Origin of the sequence: Streptomyces sp. SCSIO ZS0520 (assembly GCF_025643355.1) — a bacterium.
Classification (GTDB): Bacteria; Actinomycetota; Actinomycetes; order Streptomycetales; family Streptomycetaceae; genus Streptomyces; species Streptomyces physcomitrii.
Window position 1 is genome coordinate 994,812 of sequence record NZ_CP092644.1, and the last position, 16,419, is coordinate 1,011,230.

Sequence of the window (16,419 nt, forward strand, 5' to 3'; positions counted from 1 at the left end):
GCCGCGCGCATCGGTCATATTGGTGTACGTGACACCGTCCCGGGACGGCCGGACCGGCGCCGGGCAGAGCGTTCCGCGGTCGACCCGTCGAGGACACCGTGACGTAACAAAGCGCACAGACTCTTGCACCCACGGGCCTAATAGGTCTATACCAATGTCGGGCCTAGTCGAGGGTGTCGCCTCCAGTGACGCGCGAACAGGTGCGCCCGCGTGACGTCCCGGGTCTCTCAGCCCCGCTCAGCTGACCCGCTCGTACCGCCGTGGCGGACCAGCGGCGCCCGGTCCCGCTCACGTCCAGGAGAAGGCGAGAACTCGGCAGTGTGTATGTGTCCCCAGCGGCGGCTATCGCGTAGAGACCAGGACCGGTAGATCATGCAGCATGGTAAGTACCGTTTCATTGTGGGGTTTTTGGTTGCTCCACTGGCCTTGTATGCCGTCTTCGTCATCTGGCCGTTCATCCAGGCGATCTATTACTCGTTCACGGACTGGACGGGGTTGAGTTCCGATTTCTCGATGGTGGGTTTCCGGAACTACGGCAAGATGCTCGATGACGCGGTGTTCTGGAAGTCGTTGCAGCACAGTGTGCTGTTCGCGCTGTTGCTGCCGCTGGTGACACTGTCTTTGGCGTTGTTCTTCGCCTACATGCTGAATGTGGGCGGCCGGCGTCGTAAGGACGCGGCGGTGGGGGGTGTGCGGGGTGCGGGGTTCTACAAGATCGCGTATTTCTTCCCGCAGGTGTTGTCGATCGTGATCGTGGCGTTGTTGTTCCAGTTCGCCTACGACCCGCGTCAGGGGGCGATCAACGGGGCGTTGGAGGCGTTCGGGGTCGCGGACCGGCCGAACTGGCTGGGGGATCCGGATCTGGCGTTGTGGTGTGTGATGGCGGTGCTGGTGTGGAGCACGGTGGGGTTCTTCGTGGTCCTGTTCTCCGCGGGGATGGCCTCGATCCCGAAGGACTTCTACGAGGCGGCGCTGCTGGACGGGGCCTCACGGGTCACGACGTTCTTCAAGATCACGCTGCCGTTGCTGTGGGACACGGTCCAGTCGGGCTGGGTCTACATGGGCATCCTGGCTCTGGGCGCGGAGGCGTTCGCGGCGGTGCAGATCATGACGGTGGGCCCGGGTGGTCCGGCGGACTCGACCACGGTGCTGCCGTTGTACGTGTATCAAAAGGCGTTCGTGGGCGGTCAGGCCGCCTATGCCACCACGATCGGTGTCGCCCTGCTGCTGGTCACGCTGCTCTTCGCAGCCGTGGTGATGCGACTGGGCCGACGCGAGCGGCTGGAGTTCTGACGTGAAGACCACCGACACCCCCAACCCCAACCCCGACACCCCGGGCGCCTCGGGTGCGCCGGATGTGCCTGGTCTGCCTGCCGCACCGGGCGCCGTCACCACCACCGGCACCGTGGGCAAGGACCCGCTGAAGACACCACCTGCGGTCGCCGGTCCTGCCGGCAAGCGGGGTGGGGGTGTGGGCGGCGGGGTGCTGAACGTGTTCTCCCACGGCATCCTGATCCTGTGGGCGATCCTGGTCGTGCTGCCGCTGGCGTGGGCGGTGATGACCTCGTTCAAGTCGGACAACGACATCTTCGCCTCGCCCTGGTCCCTGCCCGACCGGCTCCACTTCGACAACTGGTCGCGTGCCTGGGGCCAGGCCCATATGGGCGAGTACTTCCTCAACACCATCATGGTGGTGGCCTGCTCGCTGGTCGGCACCCTCGTGCTGGGCTCGATGGTCGCCTATGTCCTGGCCCGCTTCGAGTTCCCCGGACGCCAGTTCCTGTACTACCTCTTCGTCGGCGGCATGAGCTTCCCGATCATGCTCGCCCTGGTCCCGTTGTTCTATGTGATGAACAACCTCGCCCTGCTCAACACCCTGCACGGCCTGGTCCTGGCCTACATCGCCTACTCCCTGCCGTTCACCGTGTTCTTCCTGACCGCGTTCTTTCGCACGCTGCCCTCCTCGGTCGCCGAGGCCGCGTTCGTCGACGGTGCCTCCCACACCCGCACCTTCTTCCAGATCATGCTCCCGATGGCCAAACCCGGCATCATCAGCGTGGGCATCTTCAACTTCCTGGGGCAGTGGAACCAGTACATGCTGCCCACCGTCCTGAACAACGACCCCGACCGCCGCGTCCTGTCCCAAGGACTGGTCGAACTCGCCGTCTCCCAGGGTTATCGAGGCGACTGGTCCGGACTCTTCGCCGGCCTGGTCATGGCCATGCTCCCCGTCCTGGCCGCCTACATCATCTTCCAACGCCAAGTCGTCCAAGGCCTCACCGCCGGCGCCGTCAAATAACCACCCCGGCAACCACTCCCGGACACCGACCTCGGCGACACCCGAACAACAGCAGGACCCCAACGCGCGGCACCCTTGTGGGGGGTGCCGCGCGTCGGCGTTCCCGAGGGGCTCCTCCACCCCGCCACGAGGCCCCGACCGCTCAGGGACCGTACGCTTCCCGGCGCACCGAGCCGCAGGCGCGCAGACGCGGGGTGAGCTTCCCGTGCCGGGCCAGGCTCCGGATGCCCACGGTGCGGGAGTCGGGGACACCCACCGCTCCGGTCCAGGCCTCGATCACCGGCTCCGGAGAGGCGGAGACGATCCAGACCTCGAAGCGGGCGGCCCGCAGCGTACGGATCAACTCGCGCTGCTGGGCGCAGTACCGCACCCAGGCGGTGACCCGTTCCGAACCGACCTGCTGCTCGGCGCCGACGGGCGCGTCGCCGATGTCGTTCTTGATGACGGTGTTGTCCCAGCCGAAGAGGGCGACCGGCCGCCGGCCTGGACGTTCGCCCTGCTGTCCGCCGCAGCGGCCGTAGGCGTGAATGACCTGATACCGGCGCCTTCGAAAGGTGGGGCGGAAGGGCCTTTACCGGAGAGGGAGTTCCGGGGCGTACGTCATCGGGGCCGGTCGGCCGCCCGTTCAGGAAGGGTCGGCGGCGGGCTCGGACGGTTCGGGCGGGAGCCAGCCGAGTTCCCTGGAGATGACCTCGGTGGTCTCCAGGAGCGTGGGCAGCAGCTTGCGCAGCTCCCCCAGGTCGGACTGCGTCTTGATGGCGGTGATGGAGATGCCGCCCGCCGCCGAGCCGGAGTGGTCCCAGACCGGTGCCGCGATGCAGTTGGACAGGGTCTCGTACTCGCCGTCGTCATAGGCCCAGCCCTGCCGGGCGACCTCGATGAGGCGTTCCTCGAAGGCGGTCCTGCTGGTCAGCGTGGTGTCCGTGTACTTCTCGAAGTCCGCCCCGGCGAGGATGCGTTCGCGTACCGCGCTGGGCACGTGCGCGAGATAGGCCTTGCTGACCCCGGCCGTGTGCACGGTGGCGTACCCGCCGATGCGGGTGTTCAGCCGGATCGAGCTGGGCGGCTCGATCTTGTCCACATAGACCAGGTGATCGCCCTGCGGGACCGCGAACTGGACGGTCTGGCCCACCCGTTCGCTGAGTTCGACGATGTGCGGGTGCACCACGGTCCGCAGGTCGAACTGCTCCAGCGCCGATTCGGCCAGCGCGGCGAGCCGGAAGCCGACGCCGTAGCGGCCGCGCTCGTCCTTGCGGATCAGGCCCCCCGCGATGAGGGTCTGCACGAGCCGCAGCGCCGTGGTCCGGTGCACCCCCCACAGCTCGGAGATCTCGCGGAGTTCACGGGGCCGCCGGCTGCAGAATTCCAGCACCTCGATCGCCCTGCTGACCGTCTGCGCCACCATGCCTCCTGAAGCCCCGCGCCCTGGCGCCATTCTAGTGCGCCACCCGTCCCCGACCCGTCTGCGTACGGGCCCGTCCGGGCCCCTCAGCCGAAGTACTGGCCGCCGTTGACGTCCACCACCGTCCCGGTGACATACCCGGAGTCGGCGGAGGCCAGCCACAGTGCGGGCCCCGCCACGTCCTCGGGGGTACCCGCCCGGCCCGCCGGAATGGTGGTGAGCGTCTCCCGCTTGGAGGCCTCCGTGGTGAAGGTGTCGTGGAAGGGGGTGGCCTCGATGAAGCCGGGGGCGAGCGCGTTCACCGTGATGCCGCGCGGGGCCAGCTCCTTCGCGAGGCTCCGGGTGAAGCCGAAGACCGCGGCCTTCGAGGTCGCGTAGGCGAGGGCCCCGGGGTGGCCGCCGTTGCGTCCGGCGAGCGAGGCGATGTTGATGACGCGTCCCGCCCCGGCGGTCATCAGCGGCACGGCCCGCTGGGTGAAGAGGAACATGCTGTCCAGGTTCACCGCCAGGATCCGGTGCCAGAGCTTCAGGTCGAGTTCGCCTATCGTGGCGCGCTGCACCAGGCCCCCGACGTTGTTCACCAGGATGTCCAGGCCGCCGGTCTCCTCCCGTACGGTGCGGACGGTCTGGGCGACCTCGGTCTCGGAGGTGGCGTCGGCGGCGAGCGCCAGGGCGGGGCGGCCGGAGGCCTCGGCGAGGGCGTCCAGGAACTCTGCCGAGGGCTCGTGGCTGCGGTAGGTGAGGGCGATACGCGCACCGGCCCGGGCGTAGGCGAGGGCGATGCCCTGTCCGATGCCGATGCCGCCGCCGGTGATCAGCGCGGTCCGGTCGGCCAACTGCCGTGTCATGTCGGGTTCTCCCAGGGGTGAGGGTGGGGTCGGGTGGAAGGCCGCGGTCATGCGCCGCGGTCGGGTGCGCTCAGCGCCGGACCGCCGTACGGGTCGCGGGGCGGTCGGCGGCGGGTATGCGCGGGGCGGCGGTGCCCTCGGGGCGCGAGGCCGCGAAGCGGTGGACGAGGAGCCCGGTGACGGCGAGGCAGGCGGCCAGGGCCACCAGGGCGATGCGCAGGTCGCCGGTACCGCTCTTGATCAGGCCGACGGCATAGGGGGCGACGAAGCCGCCGACATTGCCGAGCGCGTTGACCAGGCCGAGTCCGGCCGCCGCGGCGGCGCCCGCGAGTGCCGCGGAGGGCATCGCGAGGAAGGGGGCGACGGCCGCGTAGATGCCGATCGCGGCCAGGGAGAGGGAGGCGAGCGCGGCCACCGGGCTCACGGCGAGCAGGAAGGCCGCCCCCACCAGACCGACCGCGGCGAGCACCAGGCTGACGCTCGCGTGCCAGGCGCGGCGGCCGGTGCGGTCGGCGCGCCTGCTCCAGTAGTAGACGCAGGGCACGGAGACCGCGTACGGGATCATTGTGATCAGGCCCAGCTGGGTGCTGCTGTAGCCGCCGATGGCGTCGACGATGGTCGGCAGCCAGAGGCCGAGGCCGTAGATGCCGCACACCATGCCGAAGTTGAGCGCTCCGTACACCAGGGACCTGCGGTCCTTCAGGCCCGCGAGGAATCCGGTGCGGCCCGCGGCGGGGGTGGCCGCGGCCTCGGCGTCCAGGGTGCGGGTCAGCCAGTCGCGTTCGGGTTCGCTCAGCCAGCGCGCCTCGGCGGGCCGGTCGGTGAGCAGCAGCGGGGCGAGCAGTCCGAGCAGCACCGCGGGGGCGCCCTCGACGAGGAAGACCCACTGCCAGCCCTGGAGGCCCAGGGCCCCGTCGAGGTTGAGCAGCAGCCCGGAGAAGGGGGCGCCCAGGGCGTTCGCCACCGGCTGCGCGAGGACGAAGACGCCGAGCGCGGCGACCCGCTGCGCCACCGGGAACCAGAGCGTGAAGTAGAAGAGCACGGCGGGGAAGAAGCCGGCCTCCGCGGCACCGAGCAGGAAGCGGATCACATGGAAGGAGGCCTCGCCCCGCACGAAGGCCATCGCCACCGCCATGATCCCCCAGCTGACGAGGATGCGGGCGATCCAGCGGCGGGCGCCGTAGCGGTACATGCCCGCGTTGCTGGGGACCTCCATCAGCACATAGCCGATGAAGAAGATCCCGGCCCCGAGCCCGTAGGCGGCATCGCTCAGGCCGAGGTCCTCCTCCAGTCCCGCGCGGGCGAATCCGACGTTGTTCCGGTCCAGGTACGCGATGAAGTACAGGAGGACGATCACCGGCAGGATGCGGCGGCGCACCTTGCGGATCGCCTGCTCCGGGATGCCCTGGTCGTCGGCTGGGCGGGTGGCGTGATCGAACACTGCGGCTCCTGGTCCTCCGGGCTGCCCGTACGTCCCTGAACGAGCGGCGCGAATCCTCAAGGTACGCAGAGCGCACTGGCTGTGCAATAGATGCACAGCCGGATTCTTCTCGGGGTTCTCCCTCCCGCCCGATCCGACTCCGCGGGCACCGGCCCTCTCGACTGCCCTGCCGGCGCTCGACCTTGGGCGGAAGTGCCCTGTTCAGGCGGGTGCGGACCGGCCCGCCCAGGCCGCTCCGGGCGGGCATGTCCGGCGGGGCGGCCGCGGCCAGGGCCCGTTGTCAGTGGTGGCTGGCATGCTCGGTTCTCACGCAGAGCTACTCGCCGCTCACCCACGGCGTCCGCTCGGCCTGCCCGCTCGCACGTGAACCGGAGACGTCATGCCCACCCAGCCCCCGCCGCCCCCGCACCGCCCCGACCCCGGGACCTCCGAGTCCGAACAGCTCCTGTTCGGCGGCCCCTTGCGCTACGACCTCGGCTGGAGCAAGCACGAGGACGCCTTCCTCCAACTCGGTTTACGCGCCATGGTCACCCGCCTGCCGTCCATGCTCGCCACCACCGCGCGGCTGGCCTGGCAGGCCGACCGGAACGCCCTGCGCCTGGTGACCGCGGCGGAGGTCGGACGCGGGATCGCGCAGGCCGTGGGGCTGGTCGCGGTCAACCGGGTCCTCGCCCACCTCCTGGGCGAGGGCACCACCGCCGAACGCCTCGGCGCCGCGGGGCCCGCGCTCGCCGTCGCCGGGCTGACCGCCGTGGCGGGCGCCGCCCTGCGGGCCCTGTCCACCGCGGGTACGGGGCAGTTGGAGCCCAAGGTCGAGCGGGTGGCGACCGAGAAGTACCTCGCGCACACCGCCAACGTCGAGCTGGAGGCGGTCGAGGACGAGGAGTTCCACAAGCTCCTGGACAGCGCCGCCTTCGGGGCCAGTTCGGCCCGCCGCATGATCAAGTACTGCCAGAACCTCATCAACGCGCTGCTCTCGCTGATCGCCGCCACCGGGGTGCTCACCGTCCTGCACCCGGTGCTGCTGCCGATCCTGCTCGCCATGACGCTGCCCAGCGCCTGGGCCGCGCTGACCATCGCACGGCGGCGGTACCACTCCTTCCACACCTGGGTGCAGCACTCACGGGCCGGGCAGCTGCTCAGCCGCCTGCTGATCTCCACCGACGCCGCCCCGGAGATCCGGGTGCACCAGGTCGGACCCTTCCTGCTGCACCACTTCCGGGCCATGTCGCAGACCCAGGAGACGGAGCAGAAACGGCTGGCCCACCTGGCCGCCCGTACCGGCCTGATCGCCGCGGCCTTCAGCGGAGTCGCGGCCCTCGCCGCCTACGCCACCCTCGCCACCCTGCTGTGGACCGGCGCCATGGCGCTCTCGGTGGGCGGCACCGCCGTCCTCGCCATCCGGACCGGCGCCGCCAGCCTCGACAGCCTGGTCGTCCAGCTCAACCACTGCCACGAGGAGAGCCTGTTCGTGGCCGACCTGTTCCGGCTCTGCGCGGAGGCCGAGCAGCGGGCCATCCCGGTCGGCGGGTGCTCCCTGCCCGCGCGGCCCGCCGCCATCCGCTTCGAGCAGGTCTCCTTCACCTACCGGGGCAAGGACAACTCCCGCGCGCTGGACGGGGCCAGCCTGACCATCCCCACCGGGAAGGTCGTCGCCCTCGTCGGGGAGAACGGCAGCGGCAAGAGCACCCTCGTCAAACTGCTCAGCGGGCTCTACCAGCCGGACTCGGGTCGCATCCTGTGGGACGGCACCGACGCCAGGGAGGCCGACCGGCAGGAGCTGGTCTCCCGGATCGCCGTCGTCGGACAGGACTTCTACCGCTGGCCGTTCACCGCGTCCGTGAACGTGGGCATCGGCCGGCCCGACACCGCGCCCGACCCGCAGCGGCTCGGCACGGCGGCCGCCTACGCGGGCGCCGAGGAGCTGGTGAGCGGACTGCCGCGGGGCTGGAACACCCTGCTGGCCCGCGGGTACAAGGGCGGCCACCAGCTCTCCGGCGGGCAGTGGCAGCGCCTGGGTCTGGCCCGCGCCCACTACCGCGCCGGGGACGTGCTCATCGTCGACGAGCCCACCTCCGCCCTCGACGCCCGGGCCGAACAGCAGCTCTTCGAGCAGATCCGCGCCCTCGCGGACGCCGGCCAGACCGTCATCCTCATCACCCACCGCCTGGGCTCGGTACGGGCGGCGGACCTCATCCACGTCCTGGAGGACGGCCGGGTGGTCGAGAGCGGCACCTTCGAGGAACTGCTCTCCGCCGAGTCCGCCGGTCCCGGCGCCTTCCGCGCGCTGTACGAGATCCAGGCCGCACAGTACGCGGGTGCCGTCAAGGTCCCCGAGCCCGCGGCGCCGCCCGTCGACGAGGTGGCCTGAGCGGCGGGCCGGGCGAGGACAGGGCCCTGGGGGCGCGGAGCGAGGAGAACGGAGAATTTCGTGCCGGTATTACGCGCCGAATTCACCTGCCCGTTCCCGGGGCTCGAATTCGGTTTCCGGGAATTCACCGCACCCCGGCGTCACCGTCCGTCCAAGCTCACCCGGACATTTCGTTGCCAAATTAACTTCCGAAAATTGTCGGATCATCAGATGCTTCATGTCGAGGCAATACTGACGCATCCATGAACTCCCCTGACCAGCAATGATGCGCGCAAGAGTGAACGACCGTGACCAGCCCGCATTTACTCGCGTTCACCAGGCGTCACACCCTCGGGCGGGGCAAGCCGCCCGGGACCCACGAAAGGAAAACAATGAACGCGATCACCTTCGAGGAGCTTGACGGTCTCACCGGCGAGCTGCTGCCCGAGCGCGCTGTTCTGTCCACCGTTGTTCCGTTCAACAACGCCGGTGGCCACGACGGCGGCGGCTCCAGCTCCAGCGCTGTCGCGCTGGGCGGTGGCGACAGCGGCAACCACGGCGCCATCTCCTCGTCGGCGTGCCAGGCGCAGCAGGTCCACGGCACCCCCGGTCTCGTGGGCGCCCTCGGCCTGGGCTCCAACAACCCGAGCGCCAGCCTGACCTGCGTCCCGACCTCGCTCGCGACGTACTGACAGTTCCTTTGAAACCGGGGAAGGCACGGCGGCGACGCCGGGCCTTCCCCGGTCCCATAGGGACCGGGGCCCACGCCTGCCGTCCGGCTCACGGCGGACCGCGGTACGGCGCCCCCGCGGATCCGGACCGGGTCCCGGCGCACCGTGCCCGATCCGCCGTCACGGGACTTCCCGCGCCCCCGGTCCCCGCGTCGCGACCCACCGGAAAAAGGAACACCACATGACCGCCGTCAGTTACCGGGAACTCGCGTCCCTCGACGGGGAGTTGCTGCCACCGCGCATGCTGCTCTCGCTCGTCGACGTGACCTTCGGCAACCGCAGTCACGATGTCAGCCAGCCCCAGGACAACGGTCAGGGCGGAGGCGGCCCCCAAACCGGAGGCGGCCCCCAGCCCGGTGCGAGCCCCCAGGGCGGAGGCGGCAACACCACCGTCGCCTACGCCTGCCAGGCGACCACCACCCAGGGCACCCCCGGACTCATCGGCTCGCTCGGACTCGGCCAAGGGCCCAGCAGCAGCATGACCTGTGTGCCCGCCGCCGTCGTGAGCAACTGACCGCCCGGCTCCCGGCCCCCGTGGCGTTCTCAGGGCCCGGCACCTGAGCCGCGCCGTCCCGGCCCGTCCGTGACGGCACCCCCGGGCGGCGGGCGTAACCGGCGCGGGGGCCGGATCGTTCGCCCTGTCGAGCCTTCGCGCCCGATGCCCTCGCCGGCGCCTGTGACAGCCCACCGTTGGAGATCGTCATCAATACGCGAGTGTCCAGCCCCCCGGACCAGACCGCTCAGCTCACCGCCTGGGCCGTACCGAGGCTCACCGAAGGCACCGAACTGGTGGGCGAGTTCGCGGGATCCGGATACCGCGTCCCGCCGCACCTCGTACACCGCTACGACGGCCAGGTCATCCACCTGCCCCCGCTGCTCTACCAGGCGACCAAGCTGCTCGCGGAGCTGGAGTCCGCCGGGGCGCGAAAGCCCCGCGACGGGCAGGCCGCCATGGCGAGGGTGGCGGCGCAGCTCAGCCAGGCCACCGGACGGGCCTTCACCGCCGAGCACATCGCCTATCTGATCGACAAGAAGCTCGCCCCGCTCGGGATCGCCCGCTACAGCGACGGCTCGCCGCCCGACATCCCCACCGCCAACAGCTTTCTGGCCCTGCGCTTCCGCAAGGCCGTGCTCTCCGAGCGGGCCACCTGGTTCATCAGCGGCCTCTTCGCCTGGCTCTTCCAGCCGCTGGTCCTGATGGCCGTGGTCGCCACCGTGATGGTCGGCGAGGTCTGGGTCTTCATGAGCCAGAACGTCGGCGGCGCGGTCGCGACCACCATGGCCAAGCCCAACTCGGTGCTGATCGTGGTCCTCCTGACGCTGGCCTCGGCCGCCTTCCACGAGTGCGGGCACGCCGCGGCCTGCCGGTACAGCAAGGTCAAACCCGGCGTCATGGGCTGCGGCATCTACCTGGTGTGGCCCGCCTTCTACACCGATGTCACCAACTCCTACCGGCTCGGGCGGGCGGGACGGCTGCGGTGCGACCTCGGCGGTGTCTACTTCAACGGCATCTTCATCTGCGGACTGATCCTGCTCTATCTGCAGACCGGTTCGCCGGTGATCCTCGCGGCGATCCTCTTCACCAACCTGGAGATGGCCCAGCAGCTGCTGCCCACGCTGCGCTTCGACGGCTACTACATCGTCTCCGACCTGGTCGGCATCCCGGACCTGTTCAAGTACATCGGGCCGATCCTGCGCCGCGCGGTGCTGCGCAAGCCCGCGGACGCGCGCCTCGACGCGCTGAAGAAGTGGCCGCAGATCGTGGTGACCGCCTGGGTGCTCACCGTACTGCCCGCCATCGCCGTTCAGTTGGGCATCGTGGTGACCCGGCTGCCCCAGTGGACCGGGGCCGCCTGGCAGTCCACCAGCGACCTCGCGGGCGGGGCGCTCAGCGGCGGCAACCCGGTGCTCGGGGTGCTCTCCGCCCTGGTGCAGATCCTCCTCCTGCTGCTGCCGCTGTTCGGTGTCGTCCTGATCCTCTGGCAGTTGACCAGCGCCCTGGTGCGCTTCCTCTTCCGGCGCTATGTGGCGCAGGAGAAGCGGGAGCGGATGGGCGCCTGGTTCGGTGCGCGGCGCCGGGTCTGGTTCGTCCTCGGACTCGCCCTGTGCGCCTGCCTGGTGGGGGTGCTGTCCTGGGCCCTGACGCCGAAGCCGGACCACTCCCCCTCGGTGGCCACCCGCCCCTGGACGCCGCCCGCCGAGGGCCAGGCCTCCCCGTCTCCCTCGCCCCGCGATCCGCGCCCCTCGGAGCCCGCCCGGGACCAGGACACCGGCGCCGCACAGGAGCGGAACGGAGCGGACACCGCGCCGCCCCCTCCCGGGCCGTCCGCCCCCGCCCAGCAGGGCACGGACGCGGGAGGCCCCGCCCAGGAGGAGCCGGCGGCGAGCGGTCCGAGCAGCGCCCCGGGTGGCGGCGCGGGGGACGACACGCCGCACGCCAGGCCGAGTTCGCCCGGCCCCCGCGAGGACGAGGGCGAGCGGGAGCCGAAGCCCCGGCCCTCGGAACGCCGCTGCACCACGATCCTCGACCTGCCGCTCGGCCCCCTGCTCTGCCGGTGAGCCCGCGCCCCGGCACCCCCCGGGGCGCGCGGAGGTGACTCCCGTATCTCCCAACGCAGGGGGTCAGGGCCGTACGTCGCCGCCGGAACCGCCAGGCTCTTCCAGGTCACCCGTACCGGACTCACCCGGCTCGCCCTCCAGCCCTTCGAGGTCTCCCACGTCGCCCCACAGGCCCTCGGCCGCCGTCTCCCCGGTGCCGCCGAGGGCCTGTTCGGTCCAGATGGTCTTGCCGGCGTCTCCGTAGCGGCTGCCCCAGCGGTTGGTGAGCTGGGCGACCAGGAAGAGCCCGCGGCCGCCCTCGTCGGTGCTGCGTGCCTGGCGCAGCCTCGGCTGGCTCTCGCTGGAGTCGCCGACCTCGCAGATCAGCACCCGGTCGCGGATGAGCCGCAGCGCGACCGGGCCTGCGGCGTAGCGGATGGCGTTGGTGACCAGTTCGCTGACCACGAGTTCGGTGCTGAAGGCCAGCGCGTCGAGCCCCCAGTCGGTGAGCCGGCCGAGCGCCGCCTCGCGGGCGTCCGCGACCGCCGCGGGTTCCGGCGGGAACTGCCAGGAGGCGACGTCCCGTCCGGGTACCCGGCGGGTGCGGGCGAGGAGCAGCGTCACATCGTCCTGCCGCCCCGGCGCCGCGCGTACGGGGGCGAGGAGTGCGTCCGCGGTCTCCTGGAGCGGGCGTCCCGGCCGCCCGGCCCGGGCGATCCGTGCGCACAGCTCCTCGCCCGCGGACCGGCCGCCGTGGCCGTCGTCGGTGAAGCCGTCGCTGTACAGCACGAGCACGCTGCCCTCGGGGAGTTCGACCTCGGTCTGCGCGAAGGGCATGCCGCCGACGCCGAGGGTGGGGCCCGGTTCGACCTCGACCAGCTGGACCGTGCCGTCCGGCCGCAGCACCGCGGGGGCGGGGTGCCCGGCGCTCGCCATCCGGCAGTGACCGGTGACCGGGTCGTACACCGCGTAGAGGCAGGAGGCTCCCACGGTGTCGGAGTGCTCGGCCTCCTCGGCGATGCGGACGACCAGGTCGTCGAGGCGGACGAGGAGTTCGCCCGGTGGCAGGTCGAGGTCGGCGAGGGTCTGCACGGCGGTGCGCACCCGGGCCATGGTGGCGGCGGCGTTCAGCCCGTGCCCGATCACATCGCCGAGGACGAAGGCCGTACGCAGCGAGGACAGCGGCAGCGCGTCGAACCAGTCGCCGCCGACACTGGCGCCCCCGCCCGCGGGCAGGTACCTGCCGACGGTCTCGGCCGCGGCGGAGCTGGTGGCGAGCGGCGGCAGCAGGCTCTTCTGGAGGAGTACGGCCAGATTGTGCTCGCGGGTGTAGCGGCGGGCGTTGTCCATGCTGAGGGCGGCCCGCGCCACGATCTCCAGGAGCAGCTCGGCGTCCTCCTCGTCGTAGACGAAGGGGGTGTGGGTGCGCTGCACCTGGACGTAGCCGAGCAGCCGGCCGCGGGCGAGGAGGACCGCGCCCATCGCGGTGTGCAGGTCCTCGGGGGTGATCGAGGCGGCCTCGGGTCCGCCGCCGAGCAGGGCGAGGTGCTCGGCGCGGCTGCGGGTGATCAGCGCCTCGCCGTTCTCCATGCGGCGGAAGTCCGGCCCGGTGGGCAGCCGCGGCAGCGGGGCACCGATCCCCCGCTGGTCCGCGGGCCAGCTCCCGGTGGCGCTCTTGGCGGCGGTGCGCCGGACCCTGATCTCGGTGCCGATGGCGCCGGGCGGCGGCTCGGCGCCCTGGGCCATGTTCTCGACGATCTCCACGCTCGCGAGGTCCGCGAAGCCCGGCACCAGGAGGTCGACCAGGTCGCGGGCGGTCTGCTCGATGTCGAGGGAGGCGCCGAGATTGCGGGAGGCGCGGTAGACCAGGTCGAGGCGCTTGCGGGAGCGGTAGCGCTCGGTGACGTCGACCAGGGAGGTGAAGACGCCGGTGGGCCGCCCGTCGAGCCCGTCCAGGCGGACCGCCGTGAGGGAGACGAAGCGGTCGTTCTCGCCCGGGGTGCGCGCCCGCAGCACACCGGCGGTGTCCACCAGGGGCTCACCGCTGTCGATGACCTGCCGCAGCAGTTCGCCCGCGGTGCCGGTGCCGTCCAGGCAGGGGGTGTCGACGAGCGGGTCGCGGCCGTCCGGGCCGATCCGTCCGGCCCGCAGGGCGGCGGGGCTGGCGTGGCGTACCCGCAGGTCGAGGTCGTGGACGGCGGTCTGCCAGCGGTCCTGGCCGAGCACCGCCCGGCCGAGCGCGGTGGCGGCGCCCCAGCGCTCCATCTCCTCCTCGGGCACGCCGAGGGCGAGGAGGGCGCCCCGCTCCCCGGAGAGCGGCAGCGGGCGCACCCAGACCTCGGCGGGCCGCCCGCCGCGGCGCCGCAGCCGGAGCCACCGGCCGCCGGGCACGGGGCTCGGGCGCGCCCCGGGCGGATGCGGCAGGACCAGGGCGCGGGCCGCGGTTCCGGTCAGCTCGGCGCTGCTTCGGCCGAGCAGCCGGGCCGCCGCCTCGGTGACATGGGTGAAGCGGCCCCGCGCGTCGAGGACCGCCACCACCGCGCCCTCGAACGGCGCCGGGGGCGGGACGGGCCGACGACTGCTCATGCCATCTCTCCGGGGCCGGTGCGCACCTGTCCCCCAGTCTGCCGCGAGCGGGCGGGGGCGGCGCGCCGGGTGGCCACGGGCTCAGAGGGCGTGCAGCGCGGGCAGCAGCTCGCGTTCCGCCCAGTCGAGGAAGGCGGGCTGGCTCTCACCGCCGATCTGGACGAGGGCGACCTCGGTGAACCCGGCCTCCACATAGGGGCGCACCGCGGTCACGAAGTCCTCCGTACGGTGGCCGCAGGGGATGGAGGCGGCCACGTCCTCCTCGCGGACGAACTGGGTGGCGCCCGCGAAGGCCTCGGTGGTGGGCAGTTCGGAGTTGACCTTCCAGCCGCCGCCGAACCAGCGGAACTGCGCGTGGGCGCGCTTGACCGCGGTGTCCCGGTCGGGGTCGTAGCAGACCGGGAGCTGGCCCACCCGCGGTTTGCCCTCGCCGCCGAAGCGGTCGAAGGCGGCGACGAGTTCGGGCTTCGGCTCGGTGGCGATCAGCAGGTCGGCGAGTTCCCCGGCGAGTTCGCAGGAGGCGTTGCCGGAGACCGCGATGCCGATCGGGGGCGGGTCGGCGGGGCGGTCCCAGAGGGTCGCGGACTCCACGTCGAAGTGGGGGCCGTGGTGGTTGAGGGTGCCGCCCTCGAAGAGCTGCCGGATGATCTGCACCGCCTCGGCGAGCTTCTCCTGCCGCTCCACGACGCCGGGCCAACCGCCGCCCACCACATGCTCGTTGAGGTTCTCGCCCGAGCCGAGGCCGAGCCGGAAGCGCCCCTCGCTGAGCAGGTGCACGGTGGCCGCCTTCTGCGCGACGACGGCCGGGTGGTAGCGGGTGGTCGGGCAGGTCACGTACGTCATCAGCGGGATGCGGGTGGTCGCCTGCGCGGCGGCGCCGAGGACGCTCCAGGCGTAGGGGGCGTGCCCCTGCTCGGCGAGCCAGGGCGAGTAGTGGTCGGAGGTGACGGAGAAGTCGAAACCGGCCTGCTCGGCGCGGACCAGGTGCGCGACAAGGTCCCGCGGCCCGGCCTGCTCGGTCATCATCGTGTAGCCGATGTCCACCATGTCCTCAGCCCTTCCGGTCGTACGGGCGGTCGCCTGCGCGCGTACGGGTGCCCGGTACGTGCCTGCGCACACGGGCTGCCGCGCACCGGCGTGGCCCCTCGCGGACAGCGGGCGCGGACCGGGCGGCGGACGCGGCGCACCGGTGCGGGCGCCGCGCACGCGCCCCCGGCCGCGCGCCTGTCGCTCTTCACCGTCGCACGGCCGGGCGGTGCGTGCAGGCTCAGCGGGCCGGGGGCGGGCCCTGGGCCTCAGGCGTGGCGGATCTGCATGATCGCGACGCGGGCGTCGTGTCCGTCGACGTGCATCGGGACGCTCGCGGTGCGGTTCAGCCGCAGCTCGGTGCCGTTGGTGCCGGGGAGCCAGGCGATCTGGTCGATGCCCTTGGCGAAGGCGCGCTTCTCCTGGCCGGGGACGAGCAGGGGCAGCGGGGTGCGGTTGACGTCGCCGGTCCAGATCACCGGGTAACCCTGGGCGTGCCAGTGGGCGAGGACCTTGTCGCGGTGCGCGGTGAAGTGCTGCTGCCACATCTTGTCGCGCCAGGCCTCGGCGGGGTCCTCCTTGCCGTTCCAGGCCCCGGCGACGTAGTGGGTGTTGGCGAAGACGAACTTCACCTGGGGGTCCGCCGCGAGCTCCAGTACCGCCTCGGTGAGGACGCGGTGCGGGGAGACATGGGCCTTGCCGCCGTGGGCCCAGGTGACGCGGTGGGCGGTGACGTTGAAGGCGGTCGGGACGGAGATCGGGACGCGGGAGGCGGTCTTGTCGCCGACGAAGAGGTTGCGGTAGGCGCCGCCGAAGTGCTTGCCGATGAATCCGGCCTCCTTGCCGTCGGCGTCCCCCTCGCCGATCTCCTGCCAGCCCACCAGGGGCTGGGCGAGCGCGCCGTCGACGGTCACCGCGTGGCGTACGTCGCGGATGGCCCGCTCGCGTTCGGCGAGGTGCTCGCGGCCGATGTTGGCGGTGACCACCACCAGGCGGTGCCAGGCGCCGGCGGCCCGGGCCCGCGCGGGACGGGTGCCCCTGTTCCCGGCGGCCGCGGTGCCCGCTCCCGCCGCACCGGCCAGGACGCCCGCCGTGCCCAGTGCGGCGCCGCCGCCGAGTGCGAGGGCGCGCCTCCTGCTGAGCGATTCCATGCCTGCCCCTTCCCTTGGCCGTCGCCGCGGGCCCCGGGCCTGCCGGG

Annotated in this window: 13 protein-coding genes; 6 read left to right on the forward strand and 7 right to left on the reverse strand. The window is 72.0% G+C overall.

Annotation, left to right across the window (positions count from 1 at the left end; all coding sequences use genetic code 11):
- Positions 1–372 precede the first annotated feature (372 nt).
- Together MID12_RS03370 and MID12_RS03375 are read left to right on the forward strand one after the other, a co-directional pair.
- Positions 373–1,293, forward strand: coding sequence for a carbohydrate ABC transporter permease (locus MID12_RS03370; protein WP_040246602.1), 921 nt, complete (start codon positions 373–375; stop codon positions 1,291–1,293).
- Position 1,294: 1 nt separating this feature from the next.
- Positions 1,295–2,299 carry an ABC transporter permease subunit gene (locus tag MID12_RS03375; RefSeq protein WP_411576899.1) on the forward strand — a complete coding sequence of 335 codons (1,005 nt, stop codon included), beginning with the start codon at positions 1,295–1,297 and terminating at the stop codon, positions 2,297–2,299.
- 142 nt (positions 2,300–2,441) lie between these two features.
- On the opposite strand, the gene MID12_RS03380 is transcribed toward MID12_RS03375, so the two are convergent.
- The 4 genes from MID12_RS03380 to MID12_RS03395 form a co-directional block, all read right to left on the reverse strand.
- The gene (locus MID12_RS03380) at positions 2,442–2,669 is read right to left on the reverse strand and encodes a hypothetical protein (protein ID WP_263164780.1); all 228 of its coding nucleotides are present in this window, start codon (positions 2,667–2,669) and stop codon (positions 2,442–2,444) included.
- Positions 2,670–2,924: 255 nt separating this feature from the next.
- Complete coding sequence (locus tag MID12_RS03385) at positions 2,925–3,704, reverse strand: IclR family transcriptional regulator (protein ID WP_237282646.1); 780 nt, start codon at positions 3,702–3,704, stop codon at positions 2,925–2,927.
- Positions 3,705–3,787: 83 nt separating this feature from the next.
- Positions 3,788–4,549 (reverse strand): SDR family NAD(P)-dependent oxidoreductase, encoded by a 762-nt coding sequence (locus MID12_RS03390; RefSeq protein WP_263164782.1) that lies wholly within the window; start codon positions 4,547–4,549, stop codon positions 3,788–3,790.
- A 70-nt stretch (positions 4,550–4,619) separates the two neighbouring features.
- Positions 4,620–5,990, reverse strand: a complete 1,371-nt coding sequence (locus MID12_RS03395) for an MFS transporter (protein ID WP_205616926.1) — start codon at positions 5,988–5,990, stop codon at positions 4,620–4,622.
- A gap of 379 nt (positions 5,991–6,369) precedes the next feature.
- On the opposite strand from MID12_RS03395, the gene MID12_RS03400 reads away from it, so the two are divergent.
- The 4 genes from MID12_RS03400 to MID12_RS03415 all read left to right on the forward strand — a co-directional run bounded on the left by MID12_RS03400 (position 6,370) and on the right by MID12_RS03415 (position 11,630).
- Entirely contained in the window at positions 6,370–8,361 is a 1,992-nt protein-coding gene (locus tag MID12_RS03400; RefSeq protein WP_263164785.1) for an ABC transporter ATP-binding protein, read from the forward strand.
- A gap of 371 nt (positions 8,362–8,732) precedes the next feature.
- On the forward strand, positions 8,733–9,032 hold the full coding sequence (locus tag MID12_RS03405; RefSeq protein ID WP_040246627.1) for a hypothetical protein: 300 nt from the start codon (positions 8,733–8,735) through the stop codon (positions 9,030–9,032).
- Between the two features lie 220 nt (positions 9,033–9,252).
- Positions 9,253–9,585: a hypothetical protein gene (locus tag MID12_RS03410; RefSeq protein WP_263164787.1), complete on the forward strand. Its 333-nt coding sequence runs from the start codon at positions 9,253–9,255 to the stop codon at positions 9,583–9,585.
- Between the two features lie 200 nt (positions 9,586–9,785).
- On the forward strand, positions 9,786–11,630 hold the full coding sequence (locus MID12_RS03415) for a hypothetical protein (RefSeq protein ID WP_263164789.1): 1,845 nt from the start codon (positions 9,786–9,788) through the stop codon (positions 11,628–11,630).
- Positions 11,631–11,693: 63 nt separating this feature from the next.
- On the opposite strand, the gene MID12_RS03420 is transcribed toward MID12_RS03415, so the two are convergent.
- From MID12_RS03420 to MID12_RS03430, 3 genes are all read right to left on the reverse strand, one after another.
- Positions 11,694–14,195 carry a SpoIIE family protein phosphatase gene (locus MID12_RS03420; RefSeq protein ID WP_263164791.1) on the reverse strand — a complete coding sequence of 834 codons (2,502 nt, stop codon included), beginning with the start codon at positions 14,193–14,195 and terminating at the stop codon, positions 11,694–11,696.
- A gap of 81 nt (positions 14,196–14,276) precedes the next feature.
- On the reverse strand, positions 14,277–15,242 hold the full coding sequence (locus MID12_RS03425) for a TIGR03557 family F420-dependent LLM class oxidoreductase (protein ID WP_040246630.1): 966 nt from the start codon (positions 15,240–15,242) through the stop codon (positions 14,277–14,279).
- Positions 15,243–15,490: 248 nt separating this feature from the next.
- Positions 15,491–16,372 carry a hypothetical protein gene (locus MID12_RS03430; protein ID WP_263164792.1) on the reverse strand — a complete coding sequence of 294 codons (882 nt, stop codon included), beginning with the start codon at positions 16,370–16,372 and terminating at the stop codon, positions 15,491–15,493.
- Positions 16,373–16,419 lie beyond the last annotated feature (47 nt).

What these genes read in the sequence shown, in the direction of transcription:
- MID12_RS03370 (WP_040246602.1), top strand. Translation starts at nt 373, where the DNA reads ATGCAGCATGGTAAGTACCGTTTCATTGTGGGGTTTTTGGTTGCTCCA.
- MID12_RS03385 (WP_237282646.1), bottom strand. Translation starts at nt 3,704, where the DNA reads ATGGTGGCGCAGACGGTCAGCAGGGCGATCGAGGTGCTGGAATTCTGC.
- MID12_RS03390 (WP_263164782.1), bottom strand. Translation starts at nt 4,549, where the DNA reads ATGACACGGCAGTTGGCCGACCGGACCGCGCTGATCACCGGCGGCGGC.
- MID12_RS03400 (WP_263164785.1), top strand. Translation starts at nt 6,370, where the DNA reads ATGCCCACCCAGCCCCCGCCGCCCCCGCACCGCCCCGACCCCGGGACC.
- MID12_RS03405 (WP_040246627.1), top strand. Translation starts at nt 8,733, where the DNA reads ATGAACGCGATCACCTTCGAGGAGCTTGACGGTCTCACCGGCGAGCTG.
- MID12_RS03410 (WP_263164787.1), top strand. Translation starts at nt 9,253, where the DNA reads ATGACCGCCGTCAGTTACCGGGAACTCGCGTCCCTCGACGGGGAGTTG.
- MID12_RS03420 (WP_263164791.1), bottom strand. Translation starts at nt 14,195, where the DNA reads ATGAGCAGTCGTCGGCCCGTCCCGCCCCCGGCGCCGTTCGAGGGCGCG.
- MID12_RS03425 (WP_040246630.1), bottom strand. Translation starts at nt 15,242, where the DNA reads ATGGTGGACATCGGCTACACGATGATGACCGAGCAGGCCGGGCCGCGG.
- MID12_RS03430 (WP_263164792.1), bottom strand. Translation starts at nt 16,372, where the DNA reads ATGGAATCGCTCAGCAGGAGGCGCGCCCTCGCACTCGGCGGCGGCGCC.